Source organism: Streptomyces purpurascens, from assembly GCF_045040895.1.
Lineage (GTDB): Bacteria > Actinomycetota > Actinomycetes > Streptomycetales > Streptomycetaceae > Streptomyces > Streptomyces purpurascens.
Map to the genome: position 1 here is coordinate 5,156,691 of NZ_CP108341.1, position 14,824 is coordinate 5,171,514.

At 70.5% G+C, this 14,824-nt stretch carries 16 protein-coding genes; 8 read left to right on the forward strand and 8 right to left on the reverse strand.

Annotation, left to right across the window (positions count from 1 at the left end; translation table 11 throughout):
* Positions 1 to 2: 2 nt before the first annotated feature.
* Positions 3 to 452 (reverse strand): transposase, encoded by a 450-nt coding sequence (locus OHU35_RS23515; RefSeq protein WP_405506744.1) that lies wholly within the window; start codon positions 450 to 452, stop codon positions 3 to 5.
* Positions 453 to 591: 139 nt separating this feature from the next.
* A complete protein-coding gene (locus OHU35_RS23520) occupies positions 592 to 2,880 on the reverse strand; it encodes a transglycosylase domain-containing protein (protein ID WP_189725763.1) in 2,289 nt (762 codons plus the stop codon).
* A gap of 408 nt (positions 2,881 to 3,288) precedes the next feature.
* Here OHU35_RS23520 and wblA point away from each other — a divergent pair, with 408 nt between their 5' ends.
* Complete coding sequence (wblA, locus tag OHU35_RS23525; protein WP_184594573.1) at positions 3,289 to 3,627, forward strand: transcriptional regulator WblA; 339 nt, start codon at positions 3,289 to 3,291, stop codon at positions 3,625 to 3,627.
* Positions 3,628 to 3,696: 69 nt separating this feature from the next.
* On the opposite strand, the gene OHU35_RS23530 is transcribed toward wblA, so the two are convergent.
* Together OHU35_RS23530 and OHU35_RS23535 are read right to left on the reverse strand one after the other, a co-directional pair.
* Positions 3,697 to 5,106, reverse strand: coding sequence for an ArsA family ATPase (locus OHU35_RS23530; RefSeq protein WP_189725764.1), 1,410 nt, complete (start codon positions 5,104 to 5,106; stop codon positions 3,697 to 3,699).
* 91 nt (positions 5,107 to 5,197) lie between these two features.
* Complete coding sequence (locus OHU35_RS23535) at positions 5,198 to 6,175, reverse strand: ArsA-related P-loop ATPase (protein ID WP_189725765.1); 978 nt, start codon at positions 6,173 to 6,175, stop codon at positions 5,198 to 5,200.
* A gap of 107 nt (positions 6,176 to 6,282) precedes the next feature.
* On the opposite strand from OHU35_RS23535, the gene OHU35_RS23540 reads away from it, so the two are divergent.
* From OHU35_RS23540 to OHU35_RS23555, 4 genes are all read left to right on the forward strand, one after another.
* The gene (locus tag OHU35_RS23540; RefSeq protein WP_097218487.1) at positions 6,283 to 6,441 is read left to right on the forward strand and encodes a DUF4177 domain-containing protein; all 159 of its coding nucleotides are present in this window, start codon (positions 6,283 to 6,285) and stop codon (positions 6,439 to 6,441) included.
* Entirely contained in the window at positions 6,441 to 6,902 is a 462-nt protein-coding gene (locus tag OHU35_RS23545; protein ID WP_189725766.1) for a RidA family protein, read from the forward strand. The genes OHU35_RS23540 and OHU35_RS23545 overlap by 1 nt, the downstream gene beginning before the upstream one ends.
* A gap of 95 nt (positions 6,903 to 6,997) precedes the next feature.
* On the forward strand, positions 6,998 to 7,876 hold the full coding sequence (locus OHU35_RS23550; RefSeq protein ID WP_405506746.1) for an NUDIX hydrolase: 879 nt from the start codon (positions 6,998 to 7,000) through the stop codon (positions 7,874 to 7,876).
* A complete protein-coding gene (locus OHU35_RS23555; RefSeq protein WP_359890610.1) occupies positions 7,873 to 8,703 on the forward strand; it encodes an MBL fold metallo-hydrolase in 831 nt (276 codons plus the stop codon). Before OHU35_RS23550 ends, OHU35_RS23555 begins: the two co-directional genes overlap by 4 nt.
* 73 nt (positions 8,704 to 8,776) lie before the next feature.
* On the opposite strand, the gene OHU35_RS23560 is transcribed toward OHU35_RS23555, so the two are convergent.
* The gene (locus OHU35_RS23560; RefSeq protein WP_184594584.1) at positions 8,777 to 9,451 is read right to left on the reverse strand and encodes a Crp/Fnr family transcriptional regulator; all 675 of its coding nucleotides are present in this window, start codon (positions 9,449 to 9,451) and stop codon (positions 8,777 to 8,779) included.
* Positions 9,452 to 9,726: 275 nt separating this feature from the next.
* On the opposite strand from OHU35_RS23560, the gene nth reads away from it, so the two are divergent.
* The 3 genes from nth (at position 9,727) to OHU35_RS23575 (ending at position 12,812) form a co-directional block, all read left to right on the forward strand.
* A complete protein-coding gene (gene nth, locus OHU35_RS23565; RefSeq protein ID WP_405506748.1) occupies positions 9,727 to 10,818 on the forward strand; it encodes an endonuclease III in 1,092 nt (363 codons plus the stop codon).
* Positions 10,819 to 10,903: 85 nt separating this feature from the next.
* On the forward strand, positions 10,904 to 11,599 hold the full coding sequence (locus OHU35_RS23570; RefSeq protein WP_189725770.1) for a CoA pyrophosphatase: 696 nt from the start codon (positions 10,904 to 10,906) through the stop codon (positions 11,597 to 11,599).
* A 13-nt stretch (positions 11,600 to 11,612) separates the two neighbouring features.
* Complete coding sequence (locus tag OHU35_RS23575) at positions 11,613 to 12,812, forward strand: MarP family serine protease (RefSeq protein WP_189725771.1); 1,200 nt, start codon at positions 11,613 to 11,615, stop codon at positions 12,810 to 12,812.
* Positions 12,813 to 13,049: 237 nt separating this feature from the next.
* Here the strand turns inward: OHU35_RS23575 and OHU35_RS23580 are convergent, their stop codons facing one another.
* The 3 genes from OHU35_RS23580 to OHU35_RS23590 form a co-directional block, all read right to left on the reverse strand.
* The gene (locus tag OHU35_RS23580) at positions 13,050 to 13,232 is read right to left on the reverse strand and encodes a hypothetical protein (protein ID WP_078506886.1); all 183 of its coding nucleotides are present in this window, start codon (positions 13,230 to 13,232) and stop codon (positions 13,050 to 13,052) included.
* A 127-nt stretch (positions 13,233 to 13,359) separates the two neighbouring features.
* Positions 13,360 to 14,310: an alpha/beta fold hydrolase gene (locus OHU35_RS23585; RefSeq protein ID WP_189725772.1), complete on the reverse strand. Its 951-nt coding sequence runs from the start codon at positions 14,308 to 14,310 to the stop codon at positions 13,360 to 13,362.
* Positions 14,307 to 14,795 carry a phage holin family protein gene (locus tag OHU35_RS23590; RefSeq protein ID WP_189725773.1) on the reverse strand — a complete coding sequence of 163 codons (489 nt, stop codon included), beginning with the start codon at positions 14,793 to 14,795 and terminating at the stop codon, positions 14,307 to 14,309. Before OHU35_RS23590 ends, OHU35_RS23585 begins: the two co-directional genes overlap by 4 nt.
* Positions 14,796 to 14,824: the final 29 nt, after the last annotated feature.

Consider the following 14,824-nt stretch of genomic DNA (forward strand, 5'->3'; position numbering starts at 1 on the left):
GGTCAAGGGGTCAAGTGCTGTCCGGATTGGGCGGTTGCTGAGTGATTCTGGGCCTTCGTGGTCGTCTCACGTGGTGCCCTTCGGCGGGCCGCGGCGGGCACCTGCCCGGCCCGCAGCCTCGCGGCCTTCACGATCACGGCGGCCCACCCCGACTCGCCCGGGCCGGCGAGTCCGTCACGCACCGCGACCCGGTGCAGCCGTCGCCACACACCGGCCTCCGTCCAGGCGGTGAAGCGGCGGTGCGCGGTCGCCGGTGAGACCTCGAGCCAGGGCGGCAGCATTCGCCAGGGGCAACCGCTGGTCAGCACCCACACCACCGCCGTGAGCACCATGCGCTCGTCGACGGGCGCGGTGCCCCCTCCCTGCCGGCGTGGTGTGAACGGTGGCAGCAGCGGCTCCGTCAGGGCCCACAGCTCGTCGGTGACCAGTCGTCGGGCGAGATCGCCAGTCATGGTCACCATCGTCGTCGTCACCACATGAGACGGCGGCGTGCTCGACGCAGGTTGTCGTAATTACGCCAGGGCCGACGGAGCGGTGCCCAGCTTCACCCCGCCGTCCCGCGCCCGCACCGTGCGGTGTCGGGCCGGCTCCTCAGCCGAACCGCCCGCCGTTGCCGTTGCCACCCCCGTTGTCCTGGCCCCGGAAGAAGCCCTCGGGGAGGGAGAACGAAGGCGTCGGGAAGGGCTCGCCGCCCCCGCCGCCGTTGTTGTTGCCGCCGACCAGGCCGCCGATGAAGCCGCCGTTGCCGTTGTCGTCGTCGCGGTCGTCGTCACGGTTCTCGTCGCCGCGGCCCTTGTTGCGGCCGTCGGGGATGTGGATGTCGTTGAACTGCTCGACGGGCTTGCCCTCCAGCGCGCCCGACATCATGTCGCGCCAGATCGGACCGGGGACCTCACCGCCGAAGACCTTGCCGTACGGCTGGCCCCCGATGGTGATGTTGGACATCTTCCGCTTGTGCGCGGGGTCGCCGACCCACACCGCGCCGGCCATGTTCGGGGTGTAGCCCACGAACCAGGCCGCGTAGCGCTCGTCCGTCGTACCGGTCTTGCCCGCGCTGGGACGGCTGCCGAGGCCGGCCTTCGAACCCGTACCGTCCTCGACGACGCCCTTCAGCAGCGCGTTGATCGTGTCGGCGGTCTTCTCCGACATCGCACGCGAGCAGGTCGACTTCGGCACCTGGAGCGACTTCGTCTTGTCACCGACCCGCTGGCTGACCGACTCGATGGCGATCGGCGTGCAGTACATGCCGCGCGAGGCGAAGGTCGCGTACCCGTTCGCCATGGTCAGCGGGGACACCTCCTGGGTGCCCAGGGCGATGGACGGCACCTGCGGCATCTTGTCGCCGTCGGCCCGCTCGACGCCCATCTTCTTCGCCATCGTCGTCACCGGGCAGATGCCGATGTCGCTGATCATCTGGACGTAGTAGGTGTTGACCGACTTGGCGGTCGCTTCCTTCATGTCGTACGGGCCGACCTCCGAGCTGTTCTCGTTCTCGAGCTTGGCGGGGTTGCCCCGGTCGTTCATCCACCTCTTGCCGTCGCACGCCGAGACGGGGCTCGGGTAGGCCATCCGGTACGGCGCCGAGTACACCTTGTTCGCCGGCATGCCGTCCTCGATGGCCGCGGCGGCCACGATCGGCTTGAACGTCGAACCGGGCTGGTAGCCCATGCCGCCGCCCATGTCGTCGTTGACGGACAGGTTGAGGGTCGTCTCGCCCTTCTTGATGTCGACGCCGTACGGACGCGACTGGCCCATGGCGAGGATCTTGCCGGTGCCGGGCTGGACGATGCTGGCGGCGGTGGCCACCTCGTCGCTCTTGTAGACGTGGTTCTTGATGGACCGCTGTGCCGAGTCCTGGGCCGCCGCGTCCATGGTGGTGCGGATGGTGAGGCCGCCCTGGTTCCAGACCTTCGCCCTGGCCTCCTTGGTCTTGCCGAAGACCTTGTCGTTCAGGAAGACCTCGCGCACGTAGTCACAGAAGAAGCCCGCGCCCTTGACCGCCGTGATGCAGCCGTTCCTGGGCTTGCTGACCTTGAGGCCGAGCGGTGCCTTCATCGCGTCGGCGGCCTGCGCCCGGGAGATGTCACCGACGGCGGCCATGCGCTGGAGCACGGTGTTGCGGCGCTTGGTGGCCTCCGCCTCGTCGTTGACCGGGTCGTACCGGCTGGGCGACTGGACGATGCCGGCGAGGAGGGCCGACTCCTGGATGTTGAGGTCCTTGGCGGACTTGGAGAAGTAGCGCTGGGCCGCGGCCTCGACGCCGTAGGCCTGCTGGCCGAAGAACGTGATGTTCAGGTAGTTCTCGAGGATCTTCTTCTTCCCGAGCTCTTCCTCGACCTGGATCGCGTACTTCAGCTCGCGGATCTTGCGGCCGATGGTCTGCTGGGTGGCCTGCGCGACCTTCGTCGGGTCGTCGCCCGCCTCCTCGACGAAGACGTTCTTCACGTACTGCTGCGTCAGGGTCGAGGCGCCCTGGGAGACCTCACCGCTGCGCGCGTTCTTGTTGAGGGCGCGCAGGACGCCCTTCAGGTCGACCGCGCCGTGCTGGTAGAAGCGCGAGTCCTCGATCGCGACGATCGCCTTCTGCATGTACGGCGAGACGTCCTTGAGCGCGACCACCGTGCGGTCGCGCGAGTAGACCGTGGCGATCTGCCCGCCGTCGGCGTCCAGGATCGTGGTGCGCTGACTCAGCGGCGGCGTCTTCATGTTGGCGGGGAGCTCGTCGAAGCTCTCGACCGAGCCCTTCGCCGCGAGCCCCAGCGCGCCCACCGCGGGCAGCGCGATACCGGCCAGCACGGCTCCCGCAAGGACACTGACACCGAGGAACTTGGCGGCCTGCTGCGCAGGAGACAGACCACCGCCCGAGCTCTTCTTTGGCATGAGGGCAGCCTACGTTCTCATTCGCCGGACAGGCGTATATGCCTTGGCCTAAGCTGCTCTCAACTGTCACAGCAGTGAGGCCACGTATCAATACGTCCGGCGACCCCGAATCGTTCCGGGTGTTCCCCAACTTTTTTGGTGGGGTCGTGTCCGAATCCGCCTTGTGTGTCATACGGCGTCCGTTGTGACGCAACTGAACTGTCCTGGTTTGCCGGGAAAGTTATGTATGTCGCCAGCTCACTCCCCCGGGTGATCTGCCGCTTACCCATAGTCCGTTCGGGCCATTCAAGATTGGGCCCGAAGGGGGTGTTGCGCTGTGCCCACCTTCCGTAACGTCCTCAACTGGCGGCGGTGAATATGCCGCTGCCGCCGTGGGGGAGCCTCGATTCGGGAGAGGACGGCGCCGGTATGGGCTGGGTAGTCGACTGGAGTGCGCAGGCGGCCTGCCGCACTACCGATCCGGATGAACTGTTCGTTCAAGGAGCAGCGCAGAACAGGGCCAAGGCGGTGTGCACCGGATGTCCGGTGCGTACGGAGTGCCTGGCCGACGCGCTCGACAATCGCGTCGAGTTCGGCGTGTGGGGAGGCATGACGGAGCGGGAGCGCCGCGCACTGCTGCGCAGGCGGCCCACGGTGACGTCCTGGCGCCGGCTGTTGGAGACGGCGCGCAGCGAGTACGAGCGCGGCACGGGTGTCGTGTCCCTCGACGACGACGAGATCTACGAGAACTACGCCGCGGTGAGCTGAGGAGTTCCCACCGGGGACTCCACGGGGGATCCTCGGCACTGATGTCCGGTCGAGGGCCCGTACGGGCCCTCAGGCATCACGGCCGGGCGTCTCCGGCTCGGCCGCGTCGGGAAGCTCGCGTTCGTTCGCCGCGAGCCGGTCGCCGATGTCGCGCAGTCCCACGAGGTCGTGCACATCGCCGGGCAGCGCGGCCACTTCCGTCACCGCCACCTCGGGGTGGAGCGCGGCGAAGCGGTCACGCGTGCGCTGCTCACGGGAGAGCAGCTGCATGCGCTCGGCGTGCAGCCTCAGCAGGCCTGCCGTGAGCTGGTCGACGGACCGCTCGGCGTTCTCGGCGTCGTCTGCGTCCTCGGTGGGGGAGCCACCCTCGGGAGCCGCTGTCGATGCCGGATCTGGAGTCTGAGCTGGGGTTTCGGACGTCGGAGAGGCTGAACTGTCGTATGCGTCGGGGGAGTTACGAAGTCCAGCTTTCCCGCCCTCCTGATCCACAATGCGGGGCTCTTCAAGATTTTCCGCGGCGGCGAGCGCCCGCTCGGCCGACAGCCGGTCGGCCCCGCTGCCGTGGACCCGGTTGAGCACAAGACCGGCGAGCGGCATGTCCTCCGCGGCCAGGCGCTCCACGAAGTACGCGGCCTCGCGCAGCGCGTCCCGCTCCGGGGCCGCCACCACGAGGAACGCCGTCCCGGGCGCCTGGAGCAGCTTGTACGTCGCGTCCGCGCGCGTACGGAAGCCCCCGAACGTCGTGTCCATCGCGGACACGAACGTCTGGACGTCCTTGAGGAGCTGACCGCCGAGCAGCTTGCCGAGGGTGCCGGTCATCATCGACATCCCGACGTTCAGGAACTTCATCCCGGCGCGCCCGCCCAGCTTCGCCGGCGCCGTCAGCAGCCGGATCAGCCGTCCGTCCAGGAACGACCCGAGCCGCTTGGGCGCGTCCAGGAAGTCCAGGGCCGAGCGGGACGGCGGGGTGTCGACGATGATCAGGTCCCACTCGTCCCGGGCCCGCAGCTGCCCGAGCTTCTCCATCGCCATGTACTCCTGCGTGCCCGCGAAGCCCGCCGAGAGTGACTGGTAGAAGGGGTTGCCCAGGATGGCGGCCGCACGCTCGGCGTCCGCGTGCACCTCGACGATCTCGTCGAAGGTGCGCTTCATGTCGAGCATCATCGCGTGCAGCTCGCCGCCCGCGGAGTCGTCGATGCCCTTGACCCGGCGCGGTGTGTTGTCGAGGGAGTCGATGCCCATGGACTGGGCGAGACGGCGGGCCGGGTCGATGGTGAGGACGACCACCTTGCGGCCCCGCTCGGCCGCGCGCAGGCCCAGGGCCGCGGCGGTCGTGGTCTTGCCGACCCCGCCCGAGCCGCAGCACACCACGATCCGGGTCTTCGGATCCGCCAGCAGCGGATCGACGTCGAGCAGACGCGCGGGGGACAGACGAGGGCGGGCCGGGTCGTGTGTGTGGGCCGGGTCCGGACGACTCATGACATCCCCTGCTTCCGACTCATGACCAGTTTCATGACGCCTTGTTCCACGACGGCCTTCATGAACATGCCCCGTCCGGCGGCGGCCCCGCTCATGACACGCCCTGCCCGCGCAGCTCGCGGGCCAGCGCGTACAGCCCGGCCAGGTCCATGCCCTCGGCGAACAGTGGCAGTTCGTGCAGCGGGAGGCCCAGTTCGGCCAGCACCGCACGCTGCTCGTGCTCCAGCGCGTACCGCTCGGCGTACTCCTCGGCCTGCGTGAGCAGCGGGTCCACCAGCCGCTCCGCGCGCCCGCCGCGCCGTGCCCCGCCGAGCCCGGCGGCCGACAGCGACCGCGCGACCGTGGAACGCGTGGCCGTCCGGACGAGTTCCAGATCGGTCTCGTCCAACACCTCCGGCCGCACCATGTTCACGATGATCCGCCCCACCGGCAGCCGCGCCGACCGCAGCTCGGCGATGCCGTCCACGGTCTCCTGGACGGGCATCTCCTCCAGCAGCGTCACCAGGTGCACGGCCGTCTCCGGCGACTTCAGCACCCGCATCACGGCCTGTGCCTGATTGTGTATCGGGCCGATCTTGGCGAGGCCGGCGACCTCGTCGTTGACGTTGAGGAAACGCGTGATGCGCCCGGTGGGCGGCGCGTCCATGACGACGTAGTCGTAGGTGAACCGCCCGCTGCGCTCCTTGCGCCGCACCGCCTCGCACGCCTTGCCGGTGAGGAGTACGTCCCTCAGGCCCGGCGCGATGGTGGTGGCGAAGTCGATCGCGCCGAGCTTCTTCAGGGCCCGTCCGGCGCTGCCCAGCTTGTAGAACATCTGGAGGTAGTCCAGAAGGGCCAGTTCGGGGTCGATGGCCAGCGCGTACACCTCCCCGCCCCCGGGAGCGACGGCGATCTTCCGCTCCTCATAAGGCAGCGCTTCCGTTTCGAAGAGCTGCGCGATGCCCTGGCGGCCTTCGACCTCGACGAGAAGCGTCCGCTTCCCCTCCGTGGCCAAGGCCAGCGCTAGGGCCGCGGCCACCGTGGTCTTGCCGGTACCGCCCTTGCCGCTGACGACCTGGAGCCTGCTCACGTATTCGAGCCTAACCAGTCCGCGCCCGGGCTACTCCGGAGGCTGTGGACAACCGCCGCCGTGGTCGGCCGTGTGCCCCCTGTCCGCCAGGGGCTAGAGTCGGCCGCATGACCAAGTGGGAATACTCAACCGTGCCGCTGCTCGTCCATGCCACGAAGCAGATTCTGGACACCTGGGGCGAGGACGGCTGGGAGCTCGTCCAGGTCGTGCCCGGGCCGAACAACCCCGAGCAGCTCGTGGCCTACCTGAAGCGGGAGAAGCAGTAATGGGCGCCGTCGAGGCGAAGCTGGCCGAGCTCGGTCTGACCCTGCCCGACGTCGTCCCGCCGCTGGCCGCGTACCAGCCGGCCGTGCAGACCGGCCCGTACGTCTACACCGCCGGGCAGCTCCCGATGGTGGACGGCAAGCTTCCGGTCACCGGCAAGGTCGGCGCGGAGGTCACCCCGGAGGAGGCCAAGGAGCTGGCGCGTACGTGCGCGCTGAACGCCCTGGCCGCCGTCAAGTCCGTCGCCGGTGACCTGGACCGCATCGCGCGTGTGGTGAAGGTCGTCGGCTTCGTCGCCTCGGCCTCGGACTTCACGGGCCAGCCCGCGGTGCTGAACGGCGCGAGCGAGCTGCTCGGCGCGGTCCTCGGCGACAAGGGCGTGCACGCGCGCAGCGCGGTGGGCGTGGCGGTGCTGCCTTTGGACGCCCCGGTGGAGGTCGAGATCCAGGTGGAGCTCGCGTAATCCAGGCGGAGCTCGCGTAGAGCCCCTTCCGCGGGCGCGGCATGGGCCCCGAGGGCCACTCGAACATCAGCCCGTCACGGGATAGCCTCGCGACCATGGCGAACGGTCAGTGGTACCCCCCGGAATGGCCGGACCGCATCCGCGCACTGGCGGACGGCACGCTCACGCCGGTCACCCCGAAGCGCGCGGCCACCGTCATGCTCCTGAAGGACACCGGCACCGGCACCGGTCCCGCTGTCCACATGCTGCGCAGACGCGCCTCCATGGCCTTCGCCGGGGGCGCGTACGCGTATCCGGGCGGCGGCGTCGACCCCCGGGACGATGACCACCAGGTCCGCTGGGCGGGCCCCACGCGCGCGTGGTGGGCGGACCGGCTCGGCGTCGACGAGACGGCGGCCCAGGCGATCGTCTGCGCGGCCGTACGGGAGACGTACGAGGAGGCGGGCGTCCTGCTCGCCGGACCGGCGCCCGACTCGGTCGTCGGCGACACCACCGGGGCCGACTGGGAGGCGGACCGTGCCGCCCTGGTCGCCCGGGACCTGTCCTTCGCGGAGTTCCTGGAGCGCCGCGGCCTGGTCCTGCGCTCCGATCTGCTCGGCGCCTGGACCCGCTGGATCACCCCCGAGTTCGAGGCCCGCCGCTACGACACCTGGTTCTTCGTGGCCGCCCTCCCCGAGGGGCAGCGCACCCGCAACGTCTCCACCGAGGCCGACCGTACGGTGTGGATCGCCCCGGGCGAGGCGGCGGCCGGCTACGACAAGGGCGAGCTGCTGATGATGCCGCCGACCATCGCGACCCTGCGCCAGCTGACGCCGTACGACACGGCCGCCCGGGCGCTCGCGGACGCCCCGGGGCGTGACCTCACGCCCGTGCTGGCCACCGCCCGCCTCGTGGACGGCGAGATCGTGCTCTCCTGGCCGAGCCACGACGAGTTCACCAAGCACATCCCGACCACCGGTGGAGCCACCGCATGACGGACGCAGCAGCCCTTCCCGGCCAGCCCCGGGGCGGTGTCCTCACGGGCCCCGCCACCGCGCGGGCCGTCAACGTCCTGGCCCCCAACCCGTCGGCGATGACCCTGGACGGCACGAACACCTGGATCCTCTCCGAGCCCGGCTCGGACCTGGCCGTGGTGGTCGACCCGGGCCCGCTCGACGACGGACATCTGCGCCATGTCGTCGCCACGGCCGAGCAGGCCGGCAAGCGCGTCGCCCTGACGCTGCTGACCCATGGCCACCCCGACCACGCCGAGGGCGCCGGGCGGTTCGCCGAACTGACCGGCACGCGCGTGCGTGCGCTCGATCCTGCCCTCCGGCTGGGGGACGAGGGCCTGGCCGCCGGGGACGTGATCACCGTCGGCGGCCTCGAACTGAAGGTCGTACCGACTCCCGGCCACACCGCCGACTCCCTCTCCTTCCACCTCCCGGCGGACCAGGCCGTCCTGACCGGCGACACGATCCTCGGCCGCGGTACGACGGTCGTGGCCCACCCCGACGGCCGCCTCGGCGACTACCTGGACTCCCTGCGGCGGCTCAGGTCCCTCTCGGTCGACGACGGCGTCCACACGGTGCTGCCGGGCCACGGACCGGTGCTGGAGGACGCCCAGGGCGTCGTCGAGTACTACCTCGCCCACCGGGCCAAGCGCCTCGCGCAGGTGGAAACGGCCGTCGAGGACGGCTACCGCACCCCCACCGAGGTCGTCGCCCACGTCTACGCGGACGTGGACCGCTCCCTGTGGCCGGCGGCGGAACTGTCGGTGCGGGCGCAGTTGGACTACCTGGAGGAGCACGGGCTCATCTGACCCGTGCCCGCGTACGACGTCGGGCCCCGTCTCCGCGAGGAGACGGGGCCCGATGACGTACGGCGCGTACGCGTCAGCGCGAGCGCTTGGCGAGGCGTTCCACGTCCAGCAGGATCACCGCACGGGCCTCCAGGCGCAGCCAGCCGCGCTGGGCGAAGTCCGCCAGCGCCTTGTTGACCGTCTCGCGGGACGCGCCGACCAGCTGGGCCAGCTCCTCCTGCGTGAGGTCGTGGACGACGTGGATGCCCTCCTCGGACTGCACGCCGAACCGGCGGGACAGGTCCAGCAGGGCGCGGGCGACCCGGCCCGGGACGTCCGAGAAGACGAGGTCGGACATCGCGTCGTTGGTCTTGCGCAGCCGTCGGGCGACAGCGCGCAGGAGCGCCGTGGCCACCTCAGGGCGGGCGTTCAGCCAGGGCTGGAGGTCGCCGTGGCCGAGACCGAGCAGCTTGACCTCGGTCAGTGCGGAGGCCGTCGCGGTACGCGGGCCCGGGTCGAAGAGCGACAGCTCGCCGATGAGCTCGCCGGGGCCGACCACGGCCAGCATGTTCTCGCGGCCGTCCGGGGACGTGCGGTGGAGCTTGACCTTGCCCTCCGTGACCACATACAGGCGGTCGCCGGGGTCCCCCTCGTGGAACAGCGAGTCGCCGCGCGCGAGGGTCACCTCACTCATGGAGGCGCGGAGCTCCGTGGCCTGCTCGTCATCGAGCGCCGCGAAGAGCGGGTTGCGCCGCAGAACGTCGTCCACGAGTTCTCTCCTTGTCGACCTGCTCAGGGGACCTGGATCCCCCTTGTATCAAGGCACCGTGGTGCCCATTTTGCCGGACGGTCCAAACAGTGTGATCTGTCACAAGGATGCCGCACAGGTGTCCCGGGGTACGCGGCAGGGGTCCAATTGGACGCCGATCTTCAGGGCCCGGGGCGGATGTCGGTGCCACGCCTTAGGCTGGCCGGGTGTCCAAATCGCCGGTGAGAGCACAGGCCGAGGGGGCTGCGCGGGTGGTTGTACGTCGCGATTCCGCTGTGGGCGAACAGAGCCCCGATGGCGGTAGGAAAACGGCGAAAGCGACAGAGAGGGCGGCGCCTTCAGGCAAGTCGACGCCGCCCAAGAAGGCTGCCGCCAAGAAGGGCGCTGCCAAGAAGGGCGCTGCCAAGACGGCCGCCGACGAGAAGGCCGGGGCCGCAAGCAAGAAGGCATCTGCGAAGAAGGCAGCACCTGTGAAGAAGGCGGCATCCGTGAAGAAGGCGCCTGCCGCCAAGAAGGTCACCGTCGCGCCCAAGAAGGCCACAGCCCGGATCAAGGGCACCGCCCCTGCAAAGGCCGTCGTCCACCCGCCGGGTGACGAGTCGCGCACCGCACTGGTCCGCAGGGCCCGCCGTATCAACCGCGAGCTCGCCGAGGTCTACCCGTACGCCCACCCTGAGCTGGACTTCGACAACTCCTTCCAACTGGTCGTCGCCACGGTCCTGTCCGCCCAGACCACCGACCTGCGCGTCAACCAGACGACACCCGCCCTCTTCGCCAAGTACCCCACCCCCGAGGACCTGGCCGCCGCCAACCCGGAGGAGGTGGAGGAGATCCTCCGCCCGTGCGGCTTCTTCCGGGCCAAGACGAAGTCGGTCATAGGGCTGTCCAAGGCCCTGGTGGAGGACTTCGGCGGCGAGGTCCCGGGTCGGCTGGAGGACCTGGTCAAGCTGCCCGGCGTCGGCCGCAAGACCGCGTTCGTCGTGCTCGGCAACGCCTTCGGGCGGCCCGGCATCACCGTGGACACGCACTTCCAGCGCCTGGTGCGCCGCTGGCAGTGGACCGGCGAGACCGACCCGGACAAGATCGAGGCCGCCATCGGCGCGCTCTTCCCCAAGAGCGACTGGACGGACCTCTCGCACCACGTGATCTGGCACGGCCGCCGTATCTGCCACGCCCGCAAGCCCGCCTGCGGCGCCTGCCCGATCGCCCCGCTCTGCCCGGCGTTCGGCGAGGGCGAGACGGACCCGGAGAAGGCGAAGAAGCTGCTCAAGTACGAGAAGGGCGGCTTCCCCGGCCAGCGTCTGCGGCCCCCGCAGGCGTATCTGGACGCGGGCGGCCGGCCGGCGCCGCCGCTGGGGGCCGGATGAGCTGCCCGAACGGGGGATCGCGGTCGTTCGCGGAACGATCTCGGACCCGCCGCGCGTTGGAAGCGGCAGGACGACGGGGGTGGCGATGACGCGTGCGAGCGACACACAGGGCGGGCCTTTGACGCCGAGCAAGGAGGGCCTGCCCGCCTGGCTGGACCCGGTGGTGCACGCCGTGGAGACGGTCAGGCCCCGGCAGCTCAGCCGCTTCCTGCCGCCGGAGGACGGCGCCGGGCGCCAGTCCGCCGTGCTGATCCTGTTCGGGGAGGGCGAGCTCGGGCCCGAGCTGCTGCTCATGGAGCGCGCGAGCTCCCTGCGCTCGCATGCCGGCCAGCCCTCGTTCCCCGGCGGCGCCCTCGACCCGGAGGACGGCGACCCGCGGGGCGACGGCCCGCTGCGGGCCGCCCTGCGCGAGGCGGAGGAGGAGACCGGCCTCGACCCCTCAGGAGTCCAGCTCTTCGGCGTCCTGCCCAGGCTGTACATCCCGGTCAGCGGCTTCGTCGTCACCCCGGTGCTGGGCTGGTGGCGCGAACCGAGCCCGGTCGGGGTCGTCGATCCGAACGAGACCGCCAGGGTCTTCACCGTCCCCGTGGTGGATCTCACGGATCCCGCCAACCGCGCCACCACCGTCCACCCCAGCGGCCACCGAGGTCCGGCATTTCTGGTCGAATCAGCCCTTGTCTGGGGTTTCACGGCCGGAATCATCGACCGGCTGCTGCATTTCGCGGGCTGGGAGCGGCCCTGGGACCGCGAGAAGCAGGTCCCGCTCGACTGGCGCGCATGACAGGGTGGCCTCCGTGAACGTGCTGGACATCTTGTTGCTGGTCGCTGCCGTGTGGTTCGCGGTCGTCGGGTACCGCCAGGGATTCGTCGTCGGCATCCTGTCGGTGATCGGCTTCCTCGGCGGCGGTCTCGTCGCGGTCTACGTACTGCCCGTCATCTGGGACGCGCTCACGGACAACGCGGAGGTGAACACGACCGCCGCCGTCGTCGCGGTCGTCGTCGTCATCGTCTGCGCCTCCGTCGGCCAGGCCCTCACCACCCACCTCGGCAACAAGCTGCGCCGGCACATCACCTGGACTCCGGCCCGGGCCCTCGACGCCACCGGCGGCGCCCTGGTCAACGTCGTGGCGATGCTCCTGGTCGCCTGGCTGATCGGCTCGGCCCTCGCGGGCACCACACTGCCGACGCTCGGCAAGGAGGTCCGCAACTCCAAGGTGCTGCTGGGCGTCTCGCAGGCGCTGCCGGACCAGGCCGCCACCTGGTTCGCCGACTTCTCCTCCGTCCTCGCGCAGAACGGCTTCCCGCAGGTCTTCAGCCCGTTCTCGAACGAGCCCATCACCGACGTCCAGCCGCCGGACCCGGCCCTGGCCGCCAGCCCCGTGGCGAACCGCGCCCAGCGCTCCATCGTCAAGGTCATGGGCACGGCCCCGAGCTGCGGCAAGGTCCTGGAGGGCACCGGCTTCGTCTTCTCCGGCCGCCGTGTGATGACCAACGCGCACGTGGTGGGCGGTGTCGACGAGCCGACCGTGCAGATAGGCGGCGAGGGCAGGAAGTACGACGCCACGGTCGTCCTCTACGACTGGCGGCGCGACATCGCCGTACTCGACGTGCCGGACCTCAAGGCGCCCGCGCTGCGCTTCACCACCAAGGACGCGGCCAGCGGGGACGGCGCGATCGTCGCGGGCTTCCCGGAGAACGGGGCGTACGACGTGCGAGCCGCGCGCGTGCGGGGCCGCATCACGGCCAACGGCCCGGACATCTACCACCGCGACACGGTCCGGCGCGACGTCTACTCCCTCTACGCGACCGTCCGCCAGGGCAACTCCGGCGGCCCGCTGCTCACCCCCGAAGGCAAGGTCTACGGCGTGGTCTTCGCCAAGTCCCTCGACGACGCCGAGACGGGGTACGCGCTGACCGTGGACGAGATCCAGCAGGACATCACCAAGGGGCGCACCGCCAACCAGCAGGTGGACAGCGACAGCTGCGCGCTTTAGGGCCTGTCGTTCGGATCACGCCGCAGACGCGGGGTCTGGCACGCGCATCTGCCGCGTTGTCGTCGGTCGCCGAAGCTCCGCTTCGACTCCCTCCTCCGCCTTGCAGCCGCACGCACCAGACCCCGCTCACCGGCGCTGACGAGGTGCCGCCGATTCCCTGCGACCTGATCCAAACGACAGGCCCTAGGAGCGGCCCTGCGGTGGGGTGGTCGGGGCGTCACTCGCGCGGGTGGCGCCTCAGTCGCGTGTGTGGCGCAGACGTACGGAGACCCAGCGGGCCCGGCGGCGGAGGATGCGCGGGATCCCGACCCGGGGATCCGCAGTCACCATCTGCGGTGCGCCGCTTCGCTGGTGGGGGTTCGCACCGCCCGCCGAGCGGCGATTGCGGCTTGCGTCACTGTAGTCGTGCGTCCAGCCCATACCTCGACGTCTGCCCCCGCCCCATGGTCGATAACCGCTCCCGGGGCGCCCAATTGGCCTATGCGCCAGGCAATTGGCCGTTCGAAGGACAAGCGTTCACGTGCGGATACCGGGCGGGGTCAGCCGGTCACCGATCGGGTTCGGGATCCTTGAGCCAGTTGATGAGCTCCGAGGAGAACGCGACCGGGTCCTCCTCGTGCGGGAAGTGGCCGAGACCGTCGAACAGGCGCCAGCGGTACGGGGCTTCGACGTACTCGCCGGACCCTGCCGCGCTGCGCGTGCGCATCACGGGGTCGAGCGAGCCGTGCAGATGGAGGGTGGGCACGCGCACGGGCCGCTTCATGCGGCGGTTGAACTGGATGCCGTCCGGGCGGGCCAGGGAGCGGACCATCCAGCGGTACGGCTCGACCGCGCAGTGCGCCGCGGAGGGGATGCACATGGCGCGGCGGTACGTCTCGAGGGCCTCGTCCTCCGGCGGGCGCGGCCCGGACCACTCCTGGATCAGCTCGGCCACGAGCGCCCCGTCGTCGGCGGTGAGCTGCCGCTCCGGGATCCAGGGCCGCTGGAACCCCCAGATGTGTGAACCGGCGCGCGTCTGCTTGACGTCTCGCAGCATGGCCGAGCGCCAGCGCCGCGGATGCGGCATGGACGCGACCGCCAGCCGCCGCACCAGCTTGGGGCGCATCGCGGCGGCGGTCCACGCGAGGTATCCGCCCAGGTCGTGGCCGACCAGCGCGGCGTCCGGCTCGCCGAGCGAGCGGATGACGCCGGTGACGTCGAGCGCGAGGTTGGCGGGGTCGTAACCGCGCGGCGTACGGTCGCTGCCCCCGACGCCCCGCAAGTCCATGGCGACGGCCCGGAAGCCCGCGTCCGCGAGCGCCACCAGCTGGTGCCGCCACGTCCACCAGAACTGCGGGAAGCCGTGCAGCAGCAGGACCAGCGGCCCGTCGCCCAGCTCGGCGATGTGGAAGCGGGCGCCGTTGGCGGCGACGTCCCGGTGGCTCACCTTCCTCCCGCCGGGGAGGTCGAGGAGAACGGCCGAGGCCGGTTGTGCCGAGGGTGTGGCGGGGTCCGTCATGACGACGAGCGTGCCACAGCCTCGATGGCCTCGGGGACCCGGTCCTGCGGGAGCTCCGGACGCGGGTGCGGCTTGGCCTTCTGCAGGACGCCCGCGGTCTCCTTCATCGAGGCGGCGACCTTCTGCGGGCCCTTGCTCTTCTTGGCCTTCTTCGCGAAGACCACGCCGATCAGCGCGAGCACGACCGCGACCAGCACGTTCGCCGCGAAGGACAGCAGGAAGCAGATCGCGAGGTTCCAGTCGCTCCAGGTGCGGATGCCGTACGCCAGCGCGAAGTTCAGCATCGGCAGGGAGAACAGCAGCACCGCGCCGGCCATGGAGAAGGCGCCGCCGCTGGTCGCGCCGCGCTTGACGTCCTGTTTGAGCTGCGCCTTCGCCAGCGCGATCTCGTCGTGCACCAGCGCCGACATTTCCGCAGTCGCCGAGGCGAACAGCTGGCCGATGCTGCGTTCGGCGCCGACCGGGCTGCCGTCGGGTGCGCTCATCGCGGTCTCTCCCTCTTCGTCTTTTTGTA

Excerpts from the sequence above, each read along its gene's own strand:
- OHU35_RS23515 (WP_405506744.1), bottom strand. The coding sequence starts at position 452 with ATGACTGGCGATCTCGCCCGACGACTGGTCACCGACGAGCTGTGGGCC.
- OHU35_RS23520 (WP_189725763.1), bottom strand. The coding sequence starts at position 2,880 with ATGCCAAAGAAGAGCTCGGGCGGTGGTCTGTCTCCTGCGCAGCAGGCC.
- wblA (WP_184594573.1), top strand. The coding sequence starts at position 3,289 with ATGGGCTGGGTAGTCGACTGGAGTGCGCAGGCGGCCTGCCGCACTACC.
- OHU35_RS23530 (WP_189725764.1), bottom strand. The coding sequence starts at position 5,106 with ATGAGTCGTCCGGACCCGGCCCACACACACGACCCGGCCCGCCCTCGT.
- OHU35_RS23540 (WP_097218487.1), top strand. The coding sequence starts at position 6,283 with ATGACCAAGTGGGAATACTCAACCGTGCCGCTGCTCGTCCATGCCACG.
- OHU35_RS23545 (WP_189725766.1), top strand. The coding sequence starts at position 6,441 with ATGGGCGCCGTCGAGGCGAAGCTGGCCGAGCTCGGTCTGACCCTGCCC.
- OHU35_RS23550 (WP_405506746.1), top strand. The coding sequence starts at position 6,998 with ATGGCGAACGGTCAGTGGTACCCCCCGGAATGGCCGGACCGCATCCGC.
- OHU35_RS23555 (WP_359890610.1), top strand. The coding sequence starts at position 7,873 with ATGACGGACGCAGCAGCCCTTCCCGGCCAGCCCCGGGGCGGTGTCCTC.
- OHU35_RS23570 (WP_189725770.1), top strand. The coding sequence starts at position 10,904 with ATGACGCGTGCGAGCGACACACAGGGCGGGCCTTTGACGCCGAGCAAG.
- OHU35_RS23580 (WP_078506886.1), bottom strand. The coding sequence starts at position 13,232 with ATGGGCTGGACGCACGACTACAGTGACGCAAGCCGCAATCGCCGCTCG.
- OHU35_RS23585 (WP_189725772.1), bottom strand. The coding sequence starts at position 14,310 with ATGACGGACCCCGCCACACCCTCGGCACAACCGGCCTCGGCCGTTCTC.
- OHU35_RS23590 (WP_189725773.1), bottom strand. The coding sequence starts at position 14,795 with ATGAGCGCACCCGACGGCAGCCCGGTCGGCGCCGAACGCAGCATCGGC.